Consider the following 24,113-nt stretch of genomic DNA (forward strand, 5'->3'; position numbering starts at 1 on the left):
GGGCCGGCGGCCCCGCGTCAGTGCGCGGCGTCCTCCCAGTTGCGGCCGACGCCGACGGACACGTCGAGCGGCACCGTCAGCTCGGCGGCGTTGCCCATCCGGGTGCGCAGGATCTCCTCGACGCGCTCCTGCTCGCCCGGAGCGACCTCGAGGATGAGCTCGTCGTGCACCTGGAGCAGCAGGTGGGACTCCAGCTCGTCGTCGCGCAGGTCGTCGGCGACCCCGAGCATCGCGATCTTGATGATGTCGGCGGCGGAACCCTGGATCGGTGCGTTCAGCGCGGCCCGCTCGGCGTTCTCGCGCAGCACCCGGTTCGGGCTCTTCAGGTCGGGGAACGGACGACGGCGACCGAAGATCGTCTCGGTGTAGCCGTCCTCACGCGCCTGCTCGACGACGTTGCGCAGGTAGTCGCGTACGGCGCCGAAGCGGGAGAAGTACTCGGTCATGAGCGTGCGGGCCTCGGACTGCTCGATGCGCAGCTGCTTCGACAACCCGAACGCGCTCAGCCCGTACGCCAGGCCGTAGGACATGGCCTTGACCTTCGTGCGCATCTCGTTGGAGACCTCGGACGGGTCGACACCGAAGACCCGGGCGCCGACGAAGCGGTGCAGGTCCTCGCCCTCGTTGAAGGCCTGGATCAGCCCGGGGTCGCCGGAGAGGTGTGCCATGATCCGCATCTCGATCTGCGAGTAGTCGGCGGTGACGAGCGTCGTGTACGGCTCGGCGACCGCGAACGCCGAGCGGATCCGGCGACCGACGGCGGTCTTCACGGGGATGTTCTGCAGGTTCGGGTCGGTCGACGACACCCGGCCGGTGCTCGTGCCGGTCTGCTCGTACCGGGTGTGGATGCGCCCGTCGACCACGGCGGCGTCGAGGGTGTCGACGATCTGCCGGAGCTTCGTGGCGTCGCGGTGCTGCAGCAGGAGCCCGAGGAACGGGTGCGGGTGCTGTTCCTGCAGGTCGGCCAGGCTCGCGGCGTCGGTCGAGAACCCGGTCTTGGTCTTGCGGGTCTTCGGCATCGCGAGCTCGGTGAACAGGACTTCCTGCAGCTGCTTCGGCGACCCGAGGTTGACCTCGTGCCCGATCTCGGCGAACGCCTGCTGCGCCAGCTCGGCGGCGCGCTCCCCCAGCTCCTTCGACAGGCCCGTGAGCACCGGACGGTCCATGCCGACGCCGATGGTCTCCATGCCCGCGAGCACCGAGACGAGCGGCAGCTCGATGTCGTCGAGCACCTGCAGCGAGGACGCGTCGATCCGGGCACGCAGGGCCGTGGTGACGCGGAGCACGAACCAGGCGTGCACCCCGACGTTGACCGGGTCGGTCTCGGGGACGAGCTGGTTCGGGTCGGCCGTCGGCAGTTCTTCGCCGAGCTCCTGGTAGACGAGGTCGGACAGCGGCTGCCCCTGCTTGCCGGGCTGTGCGAGCCACCCCATGATCCGGGCGTCGCCGGCGACGCCGTTCACCACGAAGCCGGCGGTGCCGAGGGCCTTGATCGCGGCCTTGGCGTCGTGGAAGTGCTTCGGTGCGTCGGACGCGAACCAGGCCGAGAGCTGCTCGTAGTCCTGGGCACCGCTGCCACCCGGCACGAGCACGGCGTCGTCGTGGGTCGCGATGCCGATGGCGCTGAGGCGTCCGTCGATGACCTCGACCGCGACGCCGTAGCCGTTCGCCGCCTCGGTCGCGTTCCGGCGTTCGAGCCAGTAGCCGAGCTCTTCGTCGATCAGGGTCTTGACGGGCGGCGGGGTCGGCGCACCGTCGTCGACGGTGCCCTCGGCCGAGGGTTCTGCGGGCTCGCCCGACCCGGCGACCTTGAACACGCGGTCGAGCAGCGTGCGGAACTGCAGCTTGGCGAAGAGCTCGCGCACCGCGTTCTCGTCGACGGGACGGAGTGCGACGTCGGCCGGACCGACGGGCAGTTCGACGTCGGTGACCAGGCGGTTGAGCCGGCGGTTCCGCACGGCACGGTCCCGCTGCTCACGCAGGTTGTTGCCGACGACGCCCTTGATCTCGTCGGCGTGCTCGAGGACACCGTCGAGCGACCCGTACTGGGTGACCCACTTGACCGCGGTCTTCTCGCCGACCTTGTCGATGCCGATCAGGTTGTCGCTGGTCTCGCCGACGAGGGCCGCGATGTCCGGGTACTGGTGCGGCTCGATGCCGTACCGCTCGTAGACCTTGTCGCGGTCGTAGCGGGTGAGTTCGGAGACACCGCGGACCGACGGGTACAGCAGTGTCACGTCGTCGTTGACGAGCTGGATCGAGTCGCGGTCGCCCGAGACCACGTAGACCTTGTACCCCTGGTCGGAGCCCTGCTTGGAGAGGGTCGCGAGGATGTCGTCGGCCTCGTAGTCCTCTTTCGTGACGGTGGTGATGCCCATCGCCTCGAGCGCCTGCTGCAGCAGCGGGATCTGGCCCTTGAACTCGGCCGGTGTCTCGGAGCGGGTGCCCTTGTACTCGGCGTACTCACGCGTGCGGAACGAGAACCGGGAGATGTCGAACGCCACCGCCAGGTGGGTGGGCTTCTCGCGCTGCAGGAGCATCAGCAGCATCGAGATGAAGCCGTGGATCGCGTTGGTGTGCTGCCCCTCGCGGTTCACGAAGCTGTCGACCGGCAGCGCGTAGAAGGCCCGGAAGGCGAGCGAGTGGCCGTCGATGACCATGAGGGTAGGCTTTGCGGAGTCCGACACCCGGACAGCCTACCGACGCCCGCTGACACGGAAGGTCGACGCAGACCGTGACCGACGACACCACCTCGACCACGATCGACCCCCGCCTCGATGACCGCGGCACGGGCGAGCTGGCCGAGAAGATGGGCATGGTCATCACCGAGCTCTCGGCGGAGCGAGCGGTCGGTTCGATCCCCGTCGAGGGCAACCGCCAGCCGGTCGGCCTGCTGCACGGCGGTGCCTACGTCGTCCTCGCGGAGAGCCTCGGGTCGATGGCCGCGAACGTGCACGCCGGGCCCGGCCGCTACGCCGTCGGCATCGAGCTCAGCGCCTCGCACTCCCGGAGTGCCACGAGCGGCCTGGTCACGGGCACGTGCACCGCCATCCACCTGGGCGGCACGCTCACCACCCACGAGATCGTCCTGACCGACGACCAGGGTCGCCGCTGCTCCACCGTCCGGATCACGAACATGATCCGCGAGCGTCGCTGACCGACGGGCCGACCGGCCGCTCAGTCCTCGGGCGGCCGCTGCAGCAGCAGGCGGGCGTCGCCGAAGCCGAGCCGCCGGTAGAGCCGCTCGCCGTCCACGCTCGAGTGCACCGACGTCCGCTCCGCGCCGAGTTCGTCCGCGACCTCGAGCAGGGCCGTGACGAGCCGTCCGGCGACGCCGGAACCGCGCAGCTCCGGGTGCACGTAGACCGTCTGCAGCTCGGCGGCGAACCGCTCGCCGTCCACGTTCGGCGCCGGCGGCCGCGGGTGCACCGCCAACCACGCCATGCCGAGCACGACGCCGTCCCGCTCGGCGACGACGCACCGGTGCGACTCCCGGTGCCGGGCCGCGAACTCCGTCATCGCCCTGCGGTACTCCTCCGGCGTCTGCGCCGGTGAGCGGCCGCCCTCGTCCACGCTCCACCGCCACCGCAGGTCGGCCACCGCCGGCATGTCGTCAGGCCGGGAGGCCCGGATCACCACGTCGTCCATGCCTCCAGCCTGCCAGGTGGTCGCGCCCCATGCCCCGCCCTCGGACGCAGGAACGCCGCCGACCCCAGGGGGTCCGACGGCGTTCCGTGAGCGACGGTGCTGTGCTGCGGCGTCCGCTACTTCTTGGCGCTGAGCTGCTCGATGATCGCCTTGGCGACGTCGTGCATGGTCAGGCGGCGGTCCATCGAGGCCTTCTGGATCCAGCGGAACGCCTCGGGCTCGGTGAGGCCCATCTTCTCGTTCAGCAGGCCCTTGGCACGGTCGACGAGCTTGCGGGTCTCGAAGCGCTCGACGAGGTCGGCGACCTCGGCTTCGAGCGTGATGATCTGCTGGTACCGCGAGAGGGCGATCTCGATCGCGGGGAGCAGGTCGTTCGGGGTGAAGGGCTTGACCACGTAGGCCAGCGCACCGGCCTCGGTGGCACGCTCGACGAGGTCCTTCTGGCTGAACGCGGTCAGCAGGACGACGGGAGCGATGTGGTTCTTGGACAGCTTCTCGGCTGCGGAGATGCCGTCGAGCTGGGGCATCTTGACGTCCATCACGACGAGGTCGGGACGCAGGTCGGTCGCGAGCTGGACGGCGGTCTCGCCGTCTCCGGCTTCACCGACGACGTCGAACCCGTTGTCGCGGAGGATCTCCACGATGTCGAGGCGGATGAGCGACTCGTCCTCGGCGACGACGACGCGACGGGGTGCTGGTGCTGTTGCTTCTGTGTCACTCACGGACGAAAGCCTACTAGACGACGGAACTGCCGCATCCCAGACCACGCAGATCGATCAGACGGATGGGCAGCTTGGTACGAGTGGCGGGACGCGGGTCCGAACTGCCCCGCACGCCGTGAGCAATTTCGTACGAGTGGCGGGACTTGAACCCGCACGCCGTGAGGCAGAGCATTTTGAGTGCCCCGTGTCTGCCGATTCCACCACACTCGCGAGGACTCCAGGCTAGCAGGACGCGCGCACCACCCCGGTCGCCGCCGGGAGCGACAACTCGAACACGGCGCCGCCCAGCGTGCCTTCCTCGCCGTACCGCAGCCCGCCGCCGTGCGCCTCGGCGATGCCCCGTGCGATGGGGAGCCCGAGCCCCGCTCCGCCCGAGCGGGCGTCCCGTGCGGCCTCGAGCCGGACCAACCGGTCGAACACCCGCTCACGGTGTTCCAGGGGGATCCCCGGCCCGTCGTCCTCGACCCGTACCACGGGGCCGGGTCCGCGGTCGTCGAGGCTGACGACGACCCGTCCCGTCGCACCGCCCGCACGTGCCGCGTTGTCGACGAGGTTGCCGAGGACCTGGGCGATCCGCTCGGCGTCGACGTCGGCCTCCACCGGGTGCTCGGGCACGACGACGTCGAGCTCGAGGGTGGGCAGCCGGAGCCGGAGCCGGTCTCCCTCGGCCGCCAGGAACGCCCCGAGCTCGACCACCTGCCGGTCGAGTTCGATCCCGCGGTCGAGCCGGGCCATCGTGAGCATGTCCTCGATGAGCCGAGCTGCCCGGTCGGCCTGCCGGACGACGTGCACGGCCAGCACCTCGCGGGTCCGGTCGTCACCGGCGCCACCCCGCACCAGGGTGTCGGCGGCCGCGCGGACCCCTGCGACGGGTGTCCGCAGTTCGTGCGCGGCGTCGGAGAGGAACGACCGGACGCGGGCCTCTGCGGCGACGGCGTCACGCTCGGCGCCCTCGACCGCGTCGAGCATCTCGTCCAGGGCGACGGCCACGCGACCGATCTCGGTGTCGCGGCGCGAGGGTCGGAGCCGCTGCCCACGGTCACCGCCGGCGATCGACCGCGCGGTCGTCGCCATCTGGTCGAGCGGTCGCAGGGACCGTCGGACGACCAGGACGACGCCGAGGACGGCGATGCCGAGGAACGCCGCCGAGGCACCGCCCATCACCCAGCCGAGCTGCACGAGCGTGTCCTGGGCGTCACGGGTGCCGGCGGTGAGGGTTATCCGGGTGCCGTCGTCGAGCCGGCTCACCAGGGTGAGTACACCGTCGTCCTCGCGAACCGAAGACGACGTGATCGTGGCGCCGTCGTCGGCGGGCGCCGGCGTGGCCGGATCGGTGGGTGTCCGTCCGACGCCCCCGCTGCCCCGCGGGACCGTCACGGGGAGGGAACCGGGGTCGGGCGGACCGGCGCGGAGCTGGTCCGGTGTCGGTCCGGCCTCGACGGCGTCCCCGTCCGGCTGGACGATCCGGACCGAGAGTCCCTGCGCGGAGAGCCGGTCGGCCAGGTCCTCGGCGTCGACGGTGCCGACGAGCGCCGCAGCTGCCGACGCACGGTCGCGCAGGCGGTCCTCGGCCTGGGCGCGGAGCCGGACGCCGAGCAGCCCCTCGACCGCGATCGTCAGCCCGGCGAGCAGGACGGCGAGCAGGACCACGATGGCGACGACGGTCCGCAGCCGCAGCGAGGTGGTCCGCAGGCGCCCGGCCTCAGCCCTCACGCTGCGGTCCGCTCGTCGCTGAGCCGGTACCCAATGCCCCGGACGGTGTGCACGAGGCGTGGTCCGTGCGCCTCCATCTTCCGCCGGAGGGCGCTGAGGTGGACCTCGACGACGTTCGCCGCGACGTCGTCGTACCCCCACACCTGGGTGGTGATCTGTCCCTTGGACACCGTCCGGCCTCGGCTCTCGGCCAGGAAGCGCAGCAGGCGGAACTCCGTCGCGGTGAGGTCGAGCAGCACCCCGGCGCGGCGGGCGGTGGCGGCGTCCGGGTCGAGCACGAGATCACCCACCTCGACGACCGAGGGGATCCGGCCACGCCGTCGGAGCACCGCGGTCACGCGGGCGACCAGTTCGGCCATCGCGAACGGCTTCACCACGTAGTCGTCGGCCCCCTCGGCGAAACCGCGCAACCGCTCGTCGAGTTCGTCCCGCGCGGTCATCATGACGACGGCGGCGTCCGTGGCGGAACGCACCCGTCCGGCGAGCACGATGCCGCTCGGTCCGGGCAGCATCCAGTCCAGCAGGACGAGGTCGGGGGCGCTGCGTCGCAGGTCGTCGACGAGGTCCCGTCCGTCCCCGGCCTCGGCGACGAGGAAGCCCTCGGCGCGGAGTGTGGTCGCGACCGCGGTGCGGATGGAGTCGTCGTCGTCGACGACCAGGATTCGGGCGGGAGCAGGCACGGCGGACACCGTACGGCGCTCCGACGGCCACCGAGCATGGAGGACGCTGGAGAACCCCTGTGCTTCAGGCATGCTTCAGATTCGGACTCGAGCGTCGTCTGCAGCGGCGGATCACCCGGATCCGCTCGGACAGACGAACGGTGACCACCATGCACGACGAACGAGACGACTCGACCACCACTCCCACCCGACGACGCGGGGCGCTCCTGCGACGGGTCGGCATCGGCACGGCCGCGGCCGCGGTCCTGGTGCTCGGCGGGTTCGGCATCGCCACGGCGAACGCAGCCACGACCTCCCCGGCGCAGGGCACCCCGACCGGCGCACCGACCGGTGCGACCACGCCGGCCCCGGCCGACGGCGACACCGCGACGGTGCCCGCACCGCCCGAGGGCGGGCCCGCGACGGCGCCCGGCTGCACGGCGCTCCCGGACGCCGGTGCGCACGCGACCGTCCCCGCCCCACCGAAGGGCGCCGACGGGAAGGCGCCGACCCCGCCGAAGGAGGGTGCGAAACCCACGGCGCCGACCCCGCCGGAGGACGGCGCGACGGGGAAGGCCACGGCACCCGCCCCGGCAGCTCCCGACGCGACCACGACCCCTGCGCCGGCCTCCGGTTCCTGATCACCGAGCCGGGGAGCGCGCGCCGTCAGCGATCCCGATCGCGCGGGGCGCGCCTCCCGGCCTGGTCGCCCCGAGCGTCTCCGGAACCCTCGAGCGCCTCGATCGCCGCCACGAGACCGGCCCGTCGCGGCGATCGCCGCGGCAGCACCGCGAGCAGCGCGCGGAGGACGAACGCATCCGTCGCGCCGTCCGGCGTGCGTGCCCACGCGAGCAGGGCGTCGACGCCGCCGTCGGCGACGACGGACTCACGGAACCGCAGCCGCACCAGGTCACGGAGCGCGTCGACGCCGGGTGCGGCCGAGCCCGGCAGGACCGGTCCGGCGTACCGGTCGACGGCCTGGAGGCGCGCCCCGCGTCCGAGCGCGGACAGCACGCCGTCGACGTCGGTCCGGACTCCGACCACCCGGTACGGCCGCGACGTCACCGTCACGCCCGGCGCGTGCTGCGCGAGGACCCGGCGGAGCCGCACCACCTCGGCGCGCAGGGTGACGACCGCGCCCGGGTCGCCGTAGACGGCGGCGGCGAGGTCGGCTGCCGCGAGACCGCCGGGGTGCGCGGCGAGCACGACGAGCAGTTCGGAGTGCCGGGCGGACAGCTGGAGACGCCGGTCGGCGATCCGGAGCACGGCGGTGTCGGTCCCGAGCACGGTGAGCTCGGCCGACGGCACGTGGGGTGTCCGCGCGCGCGGTCGGACCGCGGCCAGGGCGAGCTGGGCCTCGGCGGCGGCGACCGTGGCGGCGAGCAGCGACAGCGTGTGCCGCTCGACGGCGCGGTCGTCGCCCGTCAGGTCGAGCACCCCGACGGTGGCGCCACTCGCGTCGTGCACCGGGACCGCCGTGCACGAGAACGGCTTGACGGCGTTCGCGTAGTGCTCGTCGGACCGGATCTGCACCGGACGGTCCAGGCGCAGGGCCGTGCCGGGGGCGCTGGTGCCGACGCGCTCCTCCGACCAGTCGGCCCCGGGGACGAAGCCCATGTCCTCGGCGGCACGTCGGGTGGACCGGGCGCCGTCGACCCATACGAGGCGACCCGCGGCGTCCCCGACGGCGACGACGCACCCGGCCGAGCGGGAGTCGTCGAGCAGCAGCCGGCGGACCACCGGCAGCAGGGTCGCGAGGGGGCCGTCCTGCCGTGCGGCGTCGAGTTCGTCGTCCCCCAGGGCGAGCACCGGAGCCGCGTCCGGGTCGACCCGGGCGGACCGCTGCCACGACTCGGCGACGAGCGGGCGGAGCCGACCGGGTGCGCGCATGCGTCCTCCGATCGACCCCACCCGCCGCTCCGTCGCGACGCGTGCGGTCAGCCTACGTCCGGGCCACCCGCGGGACCAGGCCGAGATCGGCGAGCTCGGCGTCGTCGAACATCCGCGACCGGGTGAGGAACCGCTTGCCCTCGGGGACCTCGACCGAGAACCCGCCGCCGCGACCGTCCACCACGTCGATCGTCAGGTGCGTGTACTTCCAGTACTCGACGGGCGTCGTTGCCCGGTGGTGCCTGTGGTTGTGAAGCCCGGACTGATGCGGATGCGGTGGTAGTGGTGCGTTGTGCGGAGAAGTCCGCTTGTGCGCCTCTTGCGGACTCGCTGCGGACTAGGAACGCATCTGCCTGAGCTGGGAGGGGCCTTCCCCGTCTCGGTTGCGCTTGCGGCCCAGGGAACGGGCCGACTGCTTCCACGGATCCCGTGGCTGCTGAGTCCAGGCTTTGACCTCGGAGGGCCAGAAGCGGTGCTGGTTGCCGTTGCGGAAGGACGGGAACAGGGGATCCTTCCCCAGTTCCCGCGCCTTCCACTCGGAGATCTGCAGCCACGCAGCGAGCTCGGTGACCGTCAACGCTTGCTCGTCCATGCGGCGCAAACTACGAGAGCGCCAGCCGCTAGCCGCGCACGCCCAAGAGCACGCGCATGTCTTTGACGCTTAGACCTCGCGGTCACCGCCGGGCGGTAGCACGATCACGCCGTCTAACGCAGCTTCAAGTTCCTTCCGCAGCTTGAGGACCAACGTCTTATGCCGCGGCTCCAAGTCCTCGAGTGCTCGTTCAGCGACTGCGGTGACCCGACCAAGGCGATCGAGCAGCATGCGCTGTCCTTCGATCTCGGCGGACCGCTCGACACCTATCCAGTCGCGGAGGCGGTCAAGCTCGGGCAGCGTTCGCTCGATGAAGCGCCGACGAGCGTCGTCTGGGGCGATGTAGTACTCCTGCCCATCAACGATGCTCGTGAAGTTGTCACCGTGCAGCGCATGCTCTTGGGCCGTCCGCTCCTGCTCTTCGATGTAGTCGATGATGTCCGCCGGGTGCAGCGCGGCGGCAGTGCGACCGATCAGCTCAGTTGTGGGCCAGGCTGCGTGGAGATCGGGTCCGTCGTAATAGGCGGGCGGCGACTCGAGGTCCTGTCGGTCCACGCGCAGGTACTGCGCCAGGGCGGGGACGTCGTGGACAGTGATAGATCCGGCGCTGTCCCGGTTGAACTCCGCGAGCTCGAACGGGACCGACTTCCACAGCACGAGCTCCGCGGTCCGCCATTGCTCCACCGACGGATCGAACGCGGCTACAGCTCGCCGCTTCTGGTCAAGTTCGATGTACGCGTGGCGGTCCTCCCATCGCACCTCGAGCCGAGAAGGCGAAACCCAGCGGCGCTCGCCCTGCCACTCGTTCGCGACGAGCTCGATACGGACCCGAACCGGACGCTTCTCACCAACCGTCAGCACGGCAGCCTCGTGAAAACGCGCTGAACTGACAGCGGTTCTGTAGGCCCAAGTCTGGCCGGGCTGAGGCTCATCCGACGACGCCATGGACCCATCGTGCCGCGTTGGGCGGCGTAGCTCTAGCGCAGGTACTCGATCGTCGTGAGGGTGCGGTCCCCCGTGACCTTCACTGTGCACTGGAAGTCAGAGCGGAGCATGGCACCGAAGCTGTTCTCGGAGTCGACAGTCCCCGTGACCTTGTATGGACCCGAACCCGTGACGTCATCCTTGAATTCAGCGGTTGACGGCGACTTCAACGCGTCCTTGATTCTGTTCTCGCAAGCGATCTGCGCCTCGACGCTGTTGTCGCTCGAGGACGACCCACCATTGAAGGCCGCAGAAATCGCCAGAACCAGCACGATCGCAACCCCGCCGAACACGGGGAAGCCGCAGCACACCCACATGAAGAACTTGAACGTGGGGTCCGCCTTGCCGGGTGTCAGAGGTGGGTTAGGCGGAAGCTTGTCGGTCACAAGCAGAACATAGAGGACTGCTCAGCTACACCGCATGCCCCAACGCGGGTGACGACAGGCAGCGGACAGGTGTCGGTGGTCATCCGGAACATCATGGTCATGCCCGAGCACAAGTGGGCTCCCCCGGAGCATCCCGACGTCACGTTGGATGAGCCGTACGGCCTTGGGCCGGAGCACATCGAAGGCCCGGGCGAACGCCTCGCGACACCACGTCCGGTGTACGTATGGATCCGATACCAGCACGCAGGACTCCTGCGCCTCAAGGGTTTCGCGATCGCTCACACGCCGGTCGCGGCTCTTGTACAGGTGACGTGGCAGGGTCGGCTGCAGCAGGTGTGGTGCTGGCGTGCGGCTGTCAAGAACCGGACGCTCAAGGACCGGTCTCGCCGCCCCTGAAGTTGCCTAGCTGCTCACTCGCTTCGGGACGGTCTTGTTGTTCCAGTGCCCCGGCTTCCACTCCCCTGTTGCTTCAAAGTGTGCGCGCGTCTTGTAGTGGTCGTTGAGCGCGGCCAGGACAGAGGCGTGCACCACCCAGTAAGCGACGAAGATACCGGTGATGAAGAGAACGATCGCGAGAAGCTCCATCCCATCATCTTCCCGGGTTAGTCGTAGGGCCACACCACCCCGAACGGGTCGCGCGGAGCGGATTAGTGGTCACGCTCGGGCGGCTTGCTCTTCCCGTCTGTCATGTACCGCCACTCGCCTGTCTCTTCGTACCGGCGCACGGTCTTGTAGTGCGCGTTCATGCCCTGCACGACGGCGGCGCGGATGATGGCGTAGAACACCACCAAGCTGATGATCGTCACGATCATGATGCCGATGAGCCCGCCAAGCGCGCTTGCTCCGGAATTCTCGTACATGTGTCCCCCTCTGAGTCGGAGACAACTTAGCGTCAAGGCAACCACCGCCCCCCCCCCGAAATGGGACGACGCCCAAGCCCATCGTTTTAAGGGACGGGGCGTCGTGCCGCCTACCAGGCGCGGTCGCTCACCTTCTGAGCGGGGTTTCCAGCCCAGACTTCACCGGCGGGCACGTCCTTGGTGACGACGGAGTTCGCACCGATCACCGCGCCGGCACCGATGTGTCGGTCGCTGGTTCCCGTGAGGATCACGGCACCAGTGCAGAGGATCGCTCCGTCGCCGATGTATGTGTCACCCGGGTACTCGCCATCGAGCCGCGCCCGCCCGATCGTGACGTGGTGGTAGATCCGCACGTCATCGCCGATCTTCACTCGAGGGTGCAGGACCGTGCCGACACCGCGGTGCTCGATCGTCAGGCGCTTGCCGACCTCGATCGAAGCAGGGCAGTCGAACCCCATCGCGTATCCGACCTTGCGGAGCAGACTGCCGAGCACGGGCACACGCCGGTAGTCGACGATCATCGAAGTCATCCCCATGATGGCGAGACTACTTCACCATGAGTTCGTGTACAGGGTGCGAGTAAAAAGGCCGAAATCCCTCTTGGATTCTGCCAGGCATCCAAGAGGGATTTGCCGTTGTTTACGCCATCCGCGCTAGCGCATCCTCAAGGATGAGGTCAGCAACAGCTGCCTGCCCGTACGCGTTGAAGTGCACCCCGTCGAAGTACATGCCGAGGCCAGCGCTGCCAGCGGTCACGCCGGGTTCGATCGCGTTGCGCAGGTCAGTGACGAACGAGTTCGGGGTTGCTGCCGCAGCTGCGTACACCGCATCCACGTACGCCTGGTACAGATAACTGCGAGCAGACCCTGTGATCGACGGCTCCGGGAAGACGATGAACTGCACCGTCGGCTTCACCGTGCACGGCGCAAGCATCCACGACACGGAGTTCGTCAGCTGCGTCTGGAACAGTGCCGGGTCGACGTTGCCGAAGTACTCGTTGAAGCCGAACTCGATGGTCAGCATCCGCGGCTGGATGAGGCCCATCGACTGGAAGATCAGCGACGTCGAGTCGGTGCCATAGTCACCGATTTTCGCTGAGCCCTTGCCGCCATCCCAGATGCGGATGCCCTTTAGGCGGTCCCCGTTGTACGGCATGATGCCATCGATCGCGACGTTTCCTGCCGACCCGCCCGTGATGCGGATGGTGTGGGAACCGGCGGTGAGGCCAGTCACCGAGAACTTGGTCGCCTTTCGTGCCGACGCCGGCAGGTTCCATGCCTGCGCTGCACCACCATCCACCGACACTGTTGCGGTGGTGCTGGCCGTGGCGAGCGTGCCGCCGAAGACGTCAACGGAGTCCCCAGTGAACGTGAACTGGATCCAGTCCGACGTGGTGGTGAGTGCAAGCGAACGGGAGGCGAGCCCCGACCCCACGGCGATGAGGTTGCCCGAGTAGGTCACGCCGGCTGGGGTGACGCGCCCGTTTGCCGTGGTGCCAGCGACGAAGAACGTCTGGTAGAACGCGGGGATGTAGCCGACACTGCCAGCGACAGGAGAGAGCAGCGGAAAGCGACTGCGGAGAGTGAGCTGCAGCCTGTCCAGCCACCGCACTTGACGCCCCAGAGCAACTTCGGGTGCACCATTCGCCGGGCCACCCTCGGTCATAGAGGTGCCCCAGCAAACCCAATCGAATGGTGCGACATCTCGACCGCCGAGGCCGGAAGTGAGGGGACGCTTGACGTTCTGCCGCGTCGCTCGACTTGTGGCCTTCACGAAGCGACCGTCGAGCGCAACGCCCTCCGGTGTAGCAGGGTCCGCAAAGTTCGACACCATGCGTGTGCGAACGGCGTCCGGCAGTTGCTTGCTGTCGGAGTCGACGGAGACAAGTAGCGGTGTGCCCATGGTTATTCCTTCTTTGTCTATGTACAATGAGGTTGTCAAGCAATGAGTGGCCTGACAAAAAGCACCGCCCCTTCCTAAGAAGGGGCGGTGCTTTTGTCTGTTGTGATTAGTGATCGTGCTAGTTGACCATTCCAGCCAACTCGCGGGTCAATTGACGGCCCAGCACCGTTGTCAGCGTGTTCGGGTCCAGGTTCGGCATCGGCTTGAAGTGGTTGTGCTGCTCGACCGACGTGCTCGACGCGGGCGCAGCCTGCACGATCCGCGACGAATCCATGTAACGGACGTTGCCGCCCTGGTTCATCGCCTCAAGCAGCGGACGGTTCGCAGCAGTCGCGTACTGGTTCATCACGAACTCACGTCCGTGCACAAAACCAGCCACCGCCCCCGGGTGACCGTCACCCGTGTACCCGCCAACCGAATAGCCAGGCACACCAATCGCCCGACCAATGAGCCGCTGCAACTTCCGCGACTCACTCGTGATCGCCCGAGTAATCGACGACGCGTTCCGGTTCGCCGACCGCAACTGCTTCTCAGCAGCATCGATCAGCTTCCCGAAGTTCGCATCCGCCACCTGATCGCCGATGCTCGAAGCCGTCGACTGAATCGACTTGTACTGCGTGTTGATCTCGGCGATCTGCGACTTCGACGAGGTGGCAAGCGAACGAGCCAGCGGGGTGCCCTCGTCGATGCCGAGCGATGCGATCTCGTTCAGCAGCGCAGGGGCGACGCCGTTCTTCTGCAGCTTCGTGAGCAGCGCCTGGAACTCTTTGAGCTTGCTTGCCCGTCCTGTCAGAGCTCGCTGCAGGGAGGATGACGACCGGTAATCGCCGTACGAGAAGTCCGACAGCTTGCCCTGGATCGAAGACGACATAGACGACGCAGAGGACTTCAGCCCATCGAGCTTGTCCGACGCCCTATCCACCGCCTTCGCCGCCTTGTCCGACTGCTTCTCCAGGCTCAGCAGGCGCTTCTCCGACGCCCCAGCAACGCGCGCCACAGACAGTCGGAACCGCTCCGGATACTTGCTGTCCGTCGCGATCTGGAACGCCTGCGAGACGGCCGACTGGCCTGTCAGGCTGCCGGCGCGCACCCCGGTCCGGAAGCCGTAGATGTCGCTCAGACGAGAGAGGCGAGCGGCCTCCGCTTTCTGTCGTGCTTCCGCACGTTCCTTGGCAGCCTTCGCTCGAGCCTCAGCCGCCTTCTGGGCAGCTTCAGCCGAACCGCCGCCAGCAAGGTGAACAAGTCCACCGTTCGCGTACCGGCCGGCGTTCACCGCATCCAGGAACCCCGTCCCGTACTTGCTGACCGATCGTTCCCGAATGACGTACTCACCGTTCGACAGCATCGCCGGGATCGAGTCAGACGTTCCCGTGCCCGGGCCGGAAATGTAGCCGCCGTCCGCCTTCTTGTTCTTGAAGACGCCGTTGGTGTTCTCCGGAGTACCGACGGTGACCCGGTTCGTCGTGATCGTGATTGTCTTCGACTGCACCAGGCCCAGGGAGTTGAGCACCCCCTGGATTGCCGACTGCGCCTGAGCCGTCGCGGCGTTGACCTGGGTTCGCTTCTCCTTCGGCAGCGCGTTGAGACGCTGCTGGTAGTCAGACGTCTTCGACGCAGCCTCGGGAGCATTGTTCTGGAACGTCGTGGCCCAGTCGGTCGGCGTGCCGATGATCTTGTTCGCGTAGTCCTGCGCAGCCTGACCGGTGATGCCGTACTGACCCAGCGCCTTCACGAGCTCGCTGCGACCCTGCTCCATCGCCGCGGTGGCCGACTGCTGGTTTCCGGTCTGCTGGAAGATCGAGCCGGCCGCGTTCTGCGCGGCCTGTGCGATCCCGTCGAGAGCCGATTGGTTGTTGCGGCCCTTCTCCGTGGAGATGTCGAGCGTCGTGCCGTTCTCCTTCAGGGAGTCCGTCACGCCGTCAACTGCCGCCTGGAACTGACGCTTCGCCTCGCGAGCGTCGAGCGTAGGAGACGTCAGCGCCCGGAGCGCGTTGGCCACCTCATCGATGCTCGGAGCCGCCTCGCCGGCAGCGCCCTGGAGTGCGTTGAGAGCATCCGCGTTGTCCTGCGTCGGCTGCTTCGCTCCCTTCGCGGCGTCCGCGTACTGACCCATCGCGAGCTTGACGAGGTTCGTGTCGTTCGCGGTGATCCCGAGCGCGTCAGCCTGCTGCACGAGCGCCGACCGGTAGTCCCCGCCGATCGCATCGACGAGACGGTGCAGTGACTTCTGTGATCCGTCGGTCTGGTCCGCCAACAGCTCGAACGCGCGGACTGCCTTCGACGGGTCCGTCTGGGCGAGCTGCCCCATCTCAGCGTTGATGTCCCGCAGTGCGTTGACGCCCTGGTTGAAATCGGTATTGGTGAACCGCGTAAGGATGGCCTGGAAGCCGTTTGCACTGTTGTGAGACGCGAACGACTGCAGAGCAGCATCCATGTCCTTCAGCTGGTCCTTCACGCTGCCGTCGATGCCCGCGGAGAGCTGGCCCTTACCGAGCGTCTTGTAGATCTCAGCAGCAGACGACGCCGACTTGAGCGTGTGGGTGATCTCTGAACTATCCGCCTTCAGCTTCTCGAGCTCGGTGTTCAGCAGGGCAACTGCCGTGACACCGAGGGCGACACCTCCAACCCACGGACCGCCGAGGAAGCCAGACATGGAGCTGAGCGCCGCACGCCCAGTGATGCCGCTGGCGCGGAGCGATGCCATTGCAGACCGGAACTCGACGATCTTCGGGACAGCAAGGAGCAGCCCGCCGCCGAGCAACGTCGCAGCACCGACGACTCCAGTTGCGCCGAGCGCTGTGGCCTTCAGGGGCTCCGGAAGCTCCCGGACCTTCTGGATGAACGACGTGAGGTCTTGCACCATCGGACGCAGTGCACTGCTCGCAGACGTCCCACTCTCGATCAGCCCCGCCTGGAACGCAGACTTGAGCTTGCTGAGGTCGCCGTTGAGGTTGTTGGACTTCTTCGCAGCCTGATCGACCGCGTAACCAGCGTCGTTGTTCTGGTCGATGTACTCCTGGATGCCATCAGCACCCTCCTTGTACAGCACCGTCGCAGCACGGACAGCATCCGCACCGAAAATCTGCGACAGGGCCTGCTGACGCTGAGCGTCCGACAGCGTGGACAGTCGGTCGTGCAGCACCTGAGCGATGTCAGCAGCCCCAAGGAACTGACCGTTAGCGTCCTCGACATTGATGCCGAGAGACTTCATCAGCTGCGCCGACTCCTTCGACGGGTTCGCCAGCATCTGCAACATGCTCTTCAGCGACGTACCCGCGTCAGAACCCAACAGACCAGCGTCCGCGAACGACGACAGCACACCCGTCGTTTCCTCGATCGAGAAGCCGAAGTTCGACGCAACCAGACCAGACTGGTTCAGCGCATCACCCAGCTCCTGCACGCCACCCAGCGCCTTACCGGCACCAGCAGCAAGCAGGTCAGCGATGTGGGGAACGTCGGAGCCCTCGAGGTTGAACTGCTTCATCGCGACCGCAGCGATCTGCGTCGCCTTACCGAGATCCACGTTGTCCGACGCCGCCAGCGCCAGAACACCCGTCAGGCCGCCGCCGAGGATGTCGCGCGTCGCCAGGCCTGCCTTGCCCAGCTCCACCTGCGCCTCAGTCACCTGAGTCGCCGTGTAACCAAACGCAGCACCAGCCGTCAGCGCCTGGTTCCGAAACTTATCCATCTCGGAAGCTGTGGCGTTCGTAGCCGCCTGCACCTTGGACATCTGGGCGTCGAAGTCCGCCGCCATCTTCGTGACGATCAGGACAGAGCCCGTCGCCGCCGCGCCCATGGTCAGCAGGGAGCCGCCAACGCGTTCCGCTGCCTGTCCGACCTTCTCGAGCTTGTCGGATTCCTTTGCCGTGTCAGCTGTCGCCTTACGGACTTTCTCCATACCCTTGACGTAGTTGTCAATCGCGGCACGGATCGTGACTTGCACTACCCTGTCGGCCAAAATGTTCTCCTAAGATTAGGAGAAATCGGCACACCAAAACGCTCACCCACACCCGGGCATGCCAAGATCTCTCTTGTTCATGCCCGGGTAAACCGGCGGGCTTAGTTCCTACATCAATTGTCTCATTGCATTAGCTGGATCAACCGAGCCTCTGCAGCCATTCTTCGAACGCTTGCCGCAATTCGTGATCTCGCGGCGAATCGTTGCTCACCTCTTCCGTTGACGTCGAATCGTCAGGGCCGATCAGTGTGAAGACGGTCTTTTCCGACCCTCGGTTCCACCCAGAGGGACGCACAGGGGGCAGCGGATGCACCGGGCAATCCGCGGGATGGACGAGCGCCCTACGCGCAGCACGGGCCGCGGACGCTGCGCCAGGGATGTCAGCCGCCCCGGCCCGTTGCGCTGCACGCCACGCCCTCAGCCGCTCCAACGAACAGCGCCCAGGCCAGTCCGCCTCGACGAACTCCGACAGCCAAGGAGGTCCACTGTTTCCTGCTGACCTACGCCGAGGCATCAGCGCATCCCGTAGACGCCGCGCACCTTGCGCGCCGCCGGCAGGTTGTCGTCCTCCAACGGCGGGATGCCGAGGGTAGCCAGCAGCCTCGCCAACGTGAGGCGCTGCTGCCGAGCCTCCCCCACACCTGGGTGCACTCGAGAGCCCTGCGGAGAGGCGATCATCAAGCCGTCGGCCTTCACCGCGGCGTCGAGCTCGACGATTCGATCCCGTGTGCGGCACGCCTCTTCGAGCATCGCCAGCTCGTGCTGCGCCCACTCGAACTCAGCCGTGCCGGCATCCCAAAGACGACGCCCCGCGGCGTTCAAACCGCGGGGCGTCCGCACTGCACTTCCGGTGTCGTTTGAATCAGTCACTTCCGCTCCAATCCTGAGCAGCAGCAGGCGCAGGGCCAACCGTTCTGCTGTCACGGAGAGAGACGCGCCCGCCCCGGAGGTCCGGGCCAGGACGCCGCTGAGGTGCATCCCCCTGGGTCACTCGCTTGCCTCCGCGACCTGTTCGATCAGCGAGTCGGAGAGGGCGCGGATCTCGGTGGGCTTGTCGGCTTGGAACGCGAAGTCGTTGAGCGTGTTCTGCAGTGTTTGCCCTGCAGCCTCGTCGCCGTAGCGGATGTCCCACAGCTCCTGCGCTTTGGTCTCGAGGGTGGAGTGGTCTTCGAGGTATCGGTTGATGACGTCGACTTCACCGTCTCCGTATGCCTTGGCGAGGATGGCTTTGGCGAGGATGGTGTCGTTGCTGATGGCTGCCGTGTCGTAGAGGGCGGCCAGCGCCGTACCGTCCTCGGCTCGGCTGGCTCGGTCGAGTGCGTCGCGGTACGAGAGCGTTTCGGATGTGGATGCGTACTTCGGTAGTCCGAACATCTCTGCTTCGAGTGCAGTGCGGCGACTGTTGAGCGTGGCGTCTCGTTCGTCTCGCAGCTGTCCGAGCTGGTGGTTGGTGTCGCGGTAGAGCTTGGCGATGGCCTGCTGCTTGGCCTCGGGGGTGAAGCGGCGATCGTTGCGGATCTCTTCGACGCGACGCTGGTACTGCTGCCGGGTGTTCTCTGCCAACTCATGCTGCTTGGTGCGGGGCGTGGTCATGCTGGTTCCTTTCTCGCTTTGAAGTGTGCGAGTTGTTCGCGGTTGATTCGGTAGGCGCGACCTACTCTGTTCGCTTTGAGTCTGTTCTCACGGATTGCCTTGCGGATTGCACGGTCTGTCATCGCGAGGGCGTCAGCTGCTTGCTTTGTGCTGAGCCATTCCGATTGTGCATCGAGTTCCGCAGATGCCGCATTTCGTGTTCCGGTAGCGGAAGTTCGCCAGTGCAATGCAACAACCTTCATCGCTAGAAGCGCGGCATCAACCTCGGCATCTTCACCTCGATGGCCCATGTGGTACCGGTCAAGGTCCGCGTACCGAAGCAGGTAAGCGGCAACGCGGCCGCTCAGCAGCGCCACCGGTCCGTCAATGCCTGCAACGGGAGGTACCTGTCTCGATGAGAGCACGTCAGTCGTCTCCTAACGAGTGTCGAGACTGATCCGATATGAGCTTTAGATGACTGCAAACACCTGCTCGACGCTTGCCCAGATCGTTCCAGTTCTCATGCTTGCGGTACTCCTGGAGGGCCGAACGATCGGTGTGAAATACCGATCGCACCCGGCGTACCTCCCCATCATGGCGGCGGCCCTTGTCATGGGCTTCTTCTCGCTCATAGTGCTGGTTATCGGCGTGAATGGTGGGGGTCTGGGGTTCGGATTCGCGTTCGTCGGGTGGGCCTTCCCCGCAACGCTTCTGGCTGCTGCTGTCGGACATTTCATGCTGATCGGCCTGACTGTTGAGAGCGAGGGGAAGTCGCACAGGGCGGACCTGCAAGCGCGTGACATCCTGCGTGCGACGTGGTGCGGGCGCATGAAGCTTCGGTTCACTCAAGAGGGGCGTCGCCTTCGGTCGCTGCCGTGAAGGTCGACCACCACTGCCGAGCGGCGGCGCGTAAGTCGTAGTCGGTCCTGTCGGCCACCTTGTACGCCGGCTCGAGGTAGAGCATTGCGAGGTGCAGCAGCGCCCCGTAGAGGACGTCTGGCCAGGCATCGGGACCGAGCTTGGCTGTGGCGAGGGCGTGGTGGTCAACGACGGTCTGCACCATCTTGTCGGGATCGTCGGTAACAGTCGCGAGGTGGGTGGCAAGTGCGTAGCCAGCGAGGCTGATCGAGCCAGCCCCGACGACGGTGCTTGGGACCCCATCGCGGTCCTCGTATAGCTGCGTGAGCATCTTGTTGCCGGCAGTCTCGAGTTGTTCGAGGTAGCTCTTGAGCCAGTTGCTGCTTGCGTCGGTCATGAGTGGTCCTAACGGTCGTGGTGCAGCCCGAAGGCTGGGTGGTTGAGTCGCGGGCATGTGTCGTCGTGCTCGAGGACGGCGTGGGAGACGCCTGGGCCGGAGATGTCGATGACTGCTGCGGCTGAGCAGTCGGGGCAGGCGACGGTGATCGGGTTCATGCCACGCCCTCGAACACGTCGCCCTTGTAGGGGGTGTTAGAAGCGTTAGGAGTGTTAGAACCGTCTTCGGAACTAACAGATCTAACGGAACTAACAGCAGGGCCATAGAGGCCCCGTGATGGCTTCGAGATGCGCTTTGCGTCGACCGCGCGCTTGAGGTACACGTCGAGCTGAGCAACCGGGATCGTCGGCAGCAGGTGCTGGATCTCTTGGCGGGAGACGGGGGCATCGGCCTGGTAGACGACGCCGATGATGTCGGCCATCCGATCCCCCACTCCTGCGGACACCTTGATTGCGTCAGCAGCAGCGCGGGCAGCGTCTAGCCCTCCGCCGTTGAGTGCCCAGGCTCCGGAGTCGGACAGCAGCAGTGCGTACTCACCTTCTTTCGCATCGCGTGAGGTGACGTGCAGCGTCGCACTCTGCTCCTGTCGCTCACGGCGCAGCACGAGAACGGTGTCAGCAGCTCCTGCGATGCCCTGGGTGCCGCTCACTGCGTCCAGGAAGTCCTCTCCGCCGCTCTTGCGGGTGTGGTGGACGATGATGAGGGACGAGCCCGGTTCCGCGTCCGTGGTGGCCTTGAGCGCGCCGAGGAACTCGTAGTCCGCGGCGTACTGCGACTTCGTTGCTGCGGTACTCGGAAGTACCTTCCCGAGGGTGTCGAGGATGACGACGGGGTTCTGATCGATGTTCCGGGAGATGAACTCCTTGATGGCAGGGATCACTTGACCGCCTTCGAGCGCCGTGACGAACTCGAGCCGCGGGGTGACCACCTCAGGGTTGAGCGTGCGAATGCGCTGCTGCAACCGGCGGGGGCCGTCTTCGAGTGCGAGGTACAAGACGGGGCGGGGCGCGCCCGTAGGTACACCGCCAAGTGCTTTTTCGCCAACGTGGAGCGAGAGCGCCAGCCCGAGCACTAGCCAGCTCTTGCCGATCTTCGGCGCTGCGACGAGCAGGGTCATGCCTTCGGGGATGATGCCGGGGACGACATACTGAGTGGGCGGGAAGTCTTGCGCCATCAGCCAGCGGGCATCGAAGGTGGTTGGGGGTCGGGTCATTGGGTCTCCTGTCCGGAGTAGATCTGGGCGCGGATTGCGGCCGCTCGTTTGGCTGCGGCTTCAGTGCCGCGGTGCTTCTGCGCCTCGAGGAAGGCGTTTGTGGTCTCGTGGTCACGCGACGGCTGACGTCGGCACACTTCGGCGTACAGCCGGTCTGCGTCGTCGTTGGCGTGATCGACTTCGGGTTGCCGTGACGCACTGCCCTGCTCGAACGCGAAGACGTAGAACTGCCGAAGAGAGGGCGGCAGCTGCCTGAGCTCGACGACGCCAGCGGTGAGGTCGATCGCGAGCTGGTGCATGTATCGCTCCGCGGCCGGCGAGAGCTCGATGGAGTCCGGGTACGAGAAAGCCCCCTCGTCCTCGTAGTGAGGATCTGGGGGCTTCCTGGTGCCGGACTGGCCTACGGCCACTCAGGCGGCTCCGGACGTTCGGCGTCTTGCGCGGCTTCGAGCAGGCAGATGGCCAGGCGTCGCGCCTGGTCCCCCGCCAGCTCCGTCAAGGGTCGTTCCGCGCGCAGTCCCACGACGCCGTTGATGGCCAGCACCGCGAAGCCGTCGACCGTCGTCTTGCCGGCCGGCATCAGGCAGCCACCCGCAGAGTCGGGACCAGCATGGGCACGGCGACCGGCTGAGTCCGCACATCGGAGACGCGAGCGACGATGGCATGAGCCAATCGCAGCGCTTCGGAAGGCGTCAGGATGAGCGAGTAGCCGTCGCTGAACTGGCTCGGCTGAGCGTCGATGATCACTTCGGCGCGTCCGGTCGGAGTCGTCTCGAGGTCGACGAGCTTGATCACGTCGTCCATCAGGCGTCCCCCTCGACTCGCTCGAACTTCCCGGTGATGATTCCTTCCCCCGGATCGAAGGAGTAGCCGACGAGCTTGTACAAGCCGACGTACGTCATGACGAACTCGTTCGGGCGGCTGGTCACCTCCTCTTGCGGGTAGTCGCCCCACTGGTACCCCGGAGTCGTGTGCAACTGGTACTCGACCGGCGTCAGGTGGCCCCACGTCGTGGCGTCGGGCATCGCGGTGATCTCTTCGCGGTTGCCCTCGTACCGGCGGTGAGTGGTGATGACCCTGTAGAGACCGTTGGGGTCGGGCTGCTTCCACTGCTTGTGGTGCCAGCCCTTCAGCTCCAGAACCGGTTCGCCGACTCGTGTGGCGACGGCGTCCCCCGAGGGGGCGCTAGCGGAAATGTCAGTGGGGCGTGAGATGATCGTGTTGTTGAGAGACAATGTCTTCTGTCCTTCGGTTTCGTGATGGTTACTGGTTGGACTTGGCCCCGGGTGTTGGCGCACCTGGGGCCTTCTTCTTGAGACGAGCACGGACGTTACGTCCCCGTCTGGTCTCCTTCATCTCGGCTTGGCGTCCGAGGAACTTCAGGAGTTCTAGGGCGAGACGCGAGTCGAGCAGCACTGTGATGGGCTGCTTCTCGTCACGCCACGGGCCGACTAGCTTCCAGTCGGCGTGCGGCGACCAGTCGGCTCCGGTCAGGATGTTCCTGACGGCTTGTTCACCGGTTGGGTCGCCGTAGGCGGGAGGCGCGAGGCTTTCGTCGATCGCGCGGTCTGGCAGGTTCAGGACGCTTCCGTGAACTGCTCGTCGAGCCATGCCGCGACACCGTCGGCGTCGAACATGATTCGTCCGCCGACCTTGGCGTGAGGCGGCGCAGAGTTCTGCGCAATCATCCAACGCAGCTGCGACTCCTTCTTGCGAAGGGCCGCGGCGGTCTCCGCCAGGGTCATCAGGCTCCGGATCCGACGTGTCGGGAGATCAGGGGCAGTGGTACTCATGCTCGCTCCTTATGGTGTGAGAGTGTCGTCGCTGACTTGATATCACTGTAACACGTGATTTACGAGTACGGGTCGATGTGATCCAAATCGTGTTGTTGGTTACGGTGTCTTGCTGTACCGTCGAGAACATGGCAGCCAGCGACAAGCAAATCGGGCAGAACCTCCAGCAGCTCCGGGGAGCCCGCTCGCAGAAGGACATTGCGGAGGCGATGACCGAACTCGGCTGGAAGTGGTCACAGACCACCGTCTGGTCCATCGAGCAGGGCAAGCGCCCCCTGCGTCTCGCTGAAGCAGAGGATCTGGTGCGGGTGCTCGACCTTCAGAGCATCGTGAGCATCACAGCGCCCGCGGGCGAGTTCGAGTACCTGGTCACTCAGACTCAGCTGCAGCAAGCCCAACGCGAACTCGTACTGCAAGCGGAGAAGGTTCTCCGACTGCAGCGCCAGATGGTTGAAGAGCTGAACCAGATGCCCACGTCCACACTGGACGAAGGGGCGGTGCGCGGGCTCGAATGGGATCTTCGGGAGACTCCAGTGGAGCTGGTCTACGACCTCGCCAAGGAACACTTGCCGATGGTTCGATCACTGGCCGACCAAGGCGGGCCGTTCGGTACCGCACTGCTCGAGGGGATCGAGAAGACAGAGCTGACGCGTGCCAACGACGTGCAGTTCACGTTCGGAGAGGCATCTGATGGCGAGCATCCGACAGCGCGCTAACGGATCGTGGCGAGCCCGCTACCGAGACGACGAGGGCAAGGAACACGCAAGGCACTTCCCCCGGAAGCGAGATGCACAGGACTGGCTCGATGAGGTCACCACCTCTGTGCGAACTGGCTCGTACGTCGATCCCAAAGCCTCCCGATCCACTCTCGCGTCGTTCTATGCCGAGTGGGCACCCCGCCAGGTTTGGACCGAAGGTACGGTCAGGGCGGCGGACCGTGCAATAGCGTCATGCACGTTCCGAGAT

30 protein-coding genes, 1 tRNA gene and 1 pseudogene are annotated in these 24,113 nt (G+C 66.7%); 5 read left to right on the forward strand and 27 right to left on the reverse strand.

The genetic code is table 11. From position 1 onward, the window contains the following. Positions 1-17: 17 nt before the first annotated feature. Positions 18-2,660 carry a DNA polymerase I gene (polA, locus tag ASF75_RS03125; RefSeq protein ID WP_235517497.1) on the reverse strand — a complete coding sequence of 881 codons (2,643 nt, stop codon included), beginning with the start codon at positions 2,658-2,660 and terminating at the stop codon, positions 18-20. A 74-nt stretch (positions 2,661-2,734) separates the two neighbouring features. On the opposite strand from polA, the gene ASF75_RS03130 reads away from it, so the two are divergent. Continuing rightward, positions 2,735-3,157, forward strand: a complete 423-nt coding sequence (locus ASF75_RS03130) for a PaaI family thioesterase (protein ID WP_017887242.1) — start codon at positions 2,735-2,737, stop codon at positions 3,155-3,157. A gap of 20 nt (positions 3,158-3,177) precedes the next feature. On the opposite strand, the gene ASF75_RS03135 is transcribed toward ASF75_RS03130, so the two are convergent. The 5 genes from ASF75_RS03135 to ASF75_RS03155 all read right to left on the reverse strand — a co-directional run bounded on the left by ASF75_RS03135 (position 3,178) and on the right by ASF75_RS03155 (position 6,763). Then, positions 3,178-3,648 (reverse strand): GNAT family N-acetyltransferase, encoded by a 471-nt coding sequence (locus tag ASF75_RS03135; RefSeq protein WP_056068720.1) that lies wholly within the window; start codon positions 3,646-3,648, stop codon positions 3,178-3,180. A 116-nt stretch (positions 3,649-3,764) separates the two neighbouring features. Further along, a complete protein-coding gene (locus tag ASF75_RS03140; RefSeq protein WP_017887240.1) occupies positions 3,765-4,370 on the reverse strand; it encodes an ANTAR domain-containing response regulator in 606 nt (201 codons plus the stop codon). Between the two features lie 128 nt (positions 4,371-4,498). Then, positions 4,499-4,580 (reverse strand) — tRNA-Leu (locus tag ASF75_RS03145). A gap of 12 nt (positions 4,581-4,592) precedes the next feature. Beyond that, the gene (locus ASF75_RS03150) at positions 4,593-6,083 is read right to left on the reverse strand and encodes a sensor histidine kinase (RefSeq protein WP_056068722.1); all 1,491 of its coding nucleotides are present in this window, start codon (positions 6,081-6,083) and stop codon (positions 4,593-4,595) included. Further along, positions 6,080-6,763, reverse strand: coding sequence for a response regulator (locus ASF75_RS03155; RefSeq protein ID WP_197068668.1), 684 nt, complete (start codon positions 6,761-6,763; stop codon positions 6,080-6,082). Before ASF75_RS03155 ends, ASF75_RS03150 begins: the two co-directional genes overlap by 4 nt. A 149-nt stretch (positions 6,764-6,912) precedes the next feature. On the opposite strand from ASF75_RS03155, the gene ASF75_RS03160 reads away from it, so the two are divergent. Beyond that, the gene (locus tag ASF75_RS03160) at positions 6,913-7,383 is read left to right on the forward strand and encodes a hypothetical protein (protein WP_140448084.1); all 471 of its coding nucleotides are present in this window, start codon (positions 6,913-6,915) and stop codon (positions 7,381-7,383) included. 25 nt (positions 7,384-7,408) lie between these two features. Here ASF75_RS03160 and ASF75_RS03165 read toward each other — a convergent pair whose 3' ends face one another. From ASF75_RS03165 to ASF75_RS03185, 5 genes and pseudogenes are all read right to left on the reverse strand, one after another. Next, entirely contained in the window at positions 7,409-8,632 is a 1,224-nt protein-coding gene (locus ASF75_RS03165) for a GAF domain-containing protein (protein WP_056068726.1), read from the reverse strand. Between the two features lie 52 nt (positions 8,633-8,684). Continuing rightward, positions 8,685-8,849 (reverse strand): annotated as a pseudogene (locus ASF75_RS03170) (DUF779 domain-containing protein); the annotation flags it as partial. A gap of 120 nt (positions 8,850-8,969) precedes the next feature. Next, positions 8,970-9,224 (reverse strand): helix-turn-helix domain-containing protein, encoded by a 255-nt coding sequence (locus ASF75_RS03175; RefSeq protein ID WP_056068729.1) that lies wholly within the window; start codon positions 9,222-9,224, stop codon positions 8,970-8,972. 69 nt (positions 9,225-9,293) lie between these two features. Beyond that, positions 9,294-10,169 (reverse strand): hypothetical protein, encoded by an 876-nt coding sequence (locus ASF75_RS03180; RefSeq protein ID WP_056068731.1) that lies wholly within the window; start codon positions 10,167-10,169, stop codon positions 9,294-9,296. Positions 10,170-10,201: 32 nt separating this feature from the next. Beyond that, complete coding sequence (locus ASF75_RS03185; RefSeq protein WP_200942667.1) at positions 10,202-10,594, reverse strand: hypothetical protein; 393 nt, start codon at positions 10,592-10,594, stop codon at positions 10,202-10,204. A 99-nt stretch (positions 10,595-10,693) separates the two neighbouring features. On the opposite strand from ASF75_RS03185, the gene ASF75_RS03190 reads away from it, so the two are divergent. Continuing rightward, positions 10,694-10,990: a hypothetical protein gene (locus ASF75_RS03190; RefSeq protein ID WP_082509426.1), complete on the forward strand. Its 297-nt coding sequence runs from the start codon at positions 10,694-10,696 to the stop codon at positions 10,988-10,990. Between the two features lie 6 nt (positions 10,991-10,996). On the opposite strand, the gene ASF75_RS03195 is transcribed toward ASF75_RS03190, so the two are convergent. The 8 genes from ASF75_RS03195 to ASF75_RS17235 form a co-directional block, all read right to left on the reverse strand. Continuing rightward, positions 10,997-11,179, reverse strand: a complete 183-nt coding sequence (locus ASF75_RS03195) for a hypothetical protein (RefSeq protein WP_056068737.1) — start codon at positions 11,177-11,179, stop codon at positions 10,997-10,999. Between the two features lie 62 nt (positions 11,180-11,241). Further along, the gene (locus ASF75_RS03200; RefSeq protein ID WP_056068739.1) at positions 11,242-11,454 is read right to left on the reverse strand and encodes a hypothetical protein; all 213 of its coding nucleotides are present in this window, start codon (positions 11,452-11,454) and stop codon (positions 11,242-11,244) included. Between the two features lie 110 nt (positions 11,455-11,564). After that, a complete protein-coding gene (locus tag ASF75_RS03205; RefSeq protein WP_056068742.1) occupies positions 11,565-11,990 on the reverse strand; it encodes a hypothetical protein in 426 nt (141 codons plus the stop codon). 103 nt (positions 11,991-12,093) lie between these two features. Next, on the reverse strand, positions 12,094-13,356 hold the full coding sequence (locus ASF75_RS03210; protein ID WP_156463752.1) for an SGNH/GDSL hydrolase family protein: 1,263 nt from the start codon (positions 13,354-13,356) through the stop codon (positions 12,094-12,096). 118 nt (positions 13,357-13,474) lie between these two features. Next, positions 13,475-17,299, reverse strand: a complete 3,825-nt coding sequence (locus tag ASF75_RS03215; protein WP_056068746.1) for a phage tail tape measure protein — start codon at positions 17,297-17,299, stop codon at positions 13,475-13,477. A gap of 528 nt (positions 17,300-17,827) precedes the next feature. Continuing rightward, positions 17,828-18,223 carry a P27 family phage terminase small subunit gene (locus tag ASF75_RS03220; protein ID WP_235517499.1) on the reverse strand — a complete coding sequence of 132 codons (396 nt, stop codon included), beginning with the start codon at positions 18,221-18,223 and terminating at the stop codon, positions 17,828-17,830. A 78-nt stretch (positions 18,224-18,301) separates the two neighbouring features. Then, complete coding sequence (locus tag ASF75_RS03225; RefSeq protein ID WP_056068748.1) at positions 18,302-18,907, reverse strand: hypothetical protein; 606 nt, start codon at positions 18,905-18,907, stop codon at positions 18,302-18,304. After that, complete coding sequence (locus tag ASF75_RS17235) at positions 18,904-19,263, reverse strand: excisionase family DNA-binding protein (protein ID WP_082509378.1); 360 nt, start codon at positions 19,261-19,263, stop codon at positions 18,904-18,906. Before ASF75_RS17235 ends, ASF75_RS03225 begins: the two co-directional genes overlap by 4 nt. Before the next feature lie 97 nt (positions 19,264-19,360). Between ASF75_RS17235 and ASF75_RS03230 the strand changes: the two genes are divergently transcribed. Beyond that, positions 19,361-19,765: a hypothetical protein gene (locus ASF75_RS03230; protein WP_156463754.1), complete on the forward strand. Its 405-nt coding sequence runs from the start codon at positions 19,361-19,363 to the stop codon at positions 19,763-19,765. Here ASF75_RS03230 and ASF75_RS03235 read toward each other — a convergent pair. From ASF75_RS03235 to ASF75_RS03265, 8 genes are all read right to left on the reverse strand, one after another. Next, positions 19,728-20,141: a hypothetical protein gene (locus ASF75_RS03235; RefSeq protein WP_056068751.1), complete on the reverse strand. Its 414-nt coding sequence runs from the start codon at positions 20,139-20,141 to the stop codon at positions 19,728-19,730. The genes ASF75_RS03230 and ASF75_RS03235 overlap by 38 nt on opposite strands. Before the next feature lie 8 nt (positions 20,142-20,149). Further along, positions 20,150-20,299, reverse strand: coding sequence for a hypothetical protein (locus tag ASF75_RS17550; protein WP_156463755.1), 150 nt, complete (start codon positions 20,297-20,299; stop codon positions 20,150-20,152). Continuing rightward, entirely contained in the window at positions 20,296-21,354 is a 1,059-nt protein-coding gene (locus tag ASF75_RS03240; protein ID WP_082509380.1) for an AAA family ATPase, read from the reverse strand. The genes ASF75_RS17550 and ASF75_RS03240 overlap by 4 nt, the downstream gene beginning before the upstream one ends. After that, on the reverse strand, positions 21,351-21,653 hold the full coding sequence (locus ASF75_RS03245; RefSeq protein ID WP_156463756.1) for a hypothetical protein: 303 nt from the start codon (positions 21,651-21,653) through the stop codon (positions 21,351-21,353). The genes ASF75_RS03240 and ASF75_RS03245 overlap by 4 nt, the downstream gene beginning before the upstream one ends. A gap of 101 nt (positions 21,654-21,754) precedes the next feature. After that, positions 21,755-21,934, reverse strand: a complete 180-nt coding sequence (locus ASF75_RS03250) for a hypothetical protein (protein WP_017887219.1) — start codon at positions 21,932-21,934, stop codon at positions 21,755-21,757. After that, positions 21,934-22,158 carry a hypothetical protein gene (locus ASF75_RS03255; protein ID WP_056068757.1) on the reverse strand — a complete coding sequence of 75 codons (225 nt, stop codon included), beginning with the start codon at positions 22,156-22,158 and terminating at the stop codon, positions 21,934-21,936. The genes ASF75_RS03250 and ASF75_RS03255 overlap by 1 nt, the downstream gene beginning before the upstream one ends. Further along, positions 22,158-22,589 carry a hypothetical protein gene (locus tag ASF75_RS03260; RefSeq protein WP_056068759.1) on the reverse strand — a complete coding sequence of 144 codons (432 nt, stop codon included), beginning with the start codon at positions 22,587-22,589 and terminating at the stop codon, positions 22,158-22,160. The genes ASF75_RS03255 and ASF75_RS03260 overlap by 1 nt, the downstream gene beginning before the upstream one ends. Positions 22,590-22,931: 342 nt before the next feature. Next, a complete protein-coding gene (locus tag ASF75_RS03265; protein WP_056068762.1) occupies positions 22,932-23,147 on the reverse strand; it encodes a helix-turn-helix domain-containing protein in 216 nt (71 codons plus the stop codon). Between the two features lie 128 nt (positions 23,148-23,275). On the opposite strand from ASF75_RS03265, the gene ASF75_RS03270 reads away from it, so the two are divergent. Beyond that, complete coding sequence (locus ASF75_RS03270) at positions 23,276-23,863, forward strand: helix-turn-helix domain-containing protein (RefSeq protein WP_017887215.1); 588 nt, start codon at positions 23,276-23,278, stop codon at positions 23,861-23,863. Positions 23,864-24,113 lie beyond the last annotated feature (250 nt).

The sequence above is a fragment of the Curtobacterium sp. Leaf154 genome, assembly GCF_001424595.1.
Lineage (GTDB): Bacteria > Actinomycetota > Actinomycetes > Actinomycetales > Microbacteriaceae > Curtobacterium > Curtobacterium poinsettiae.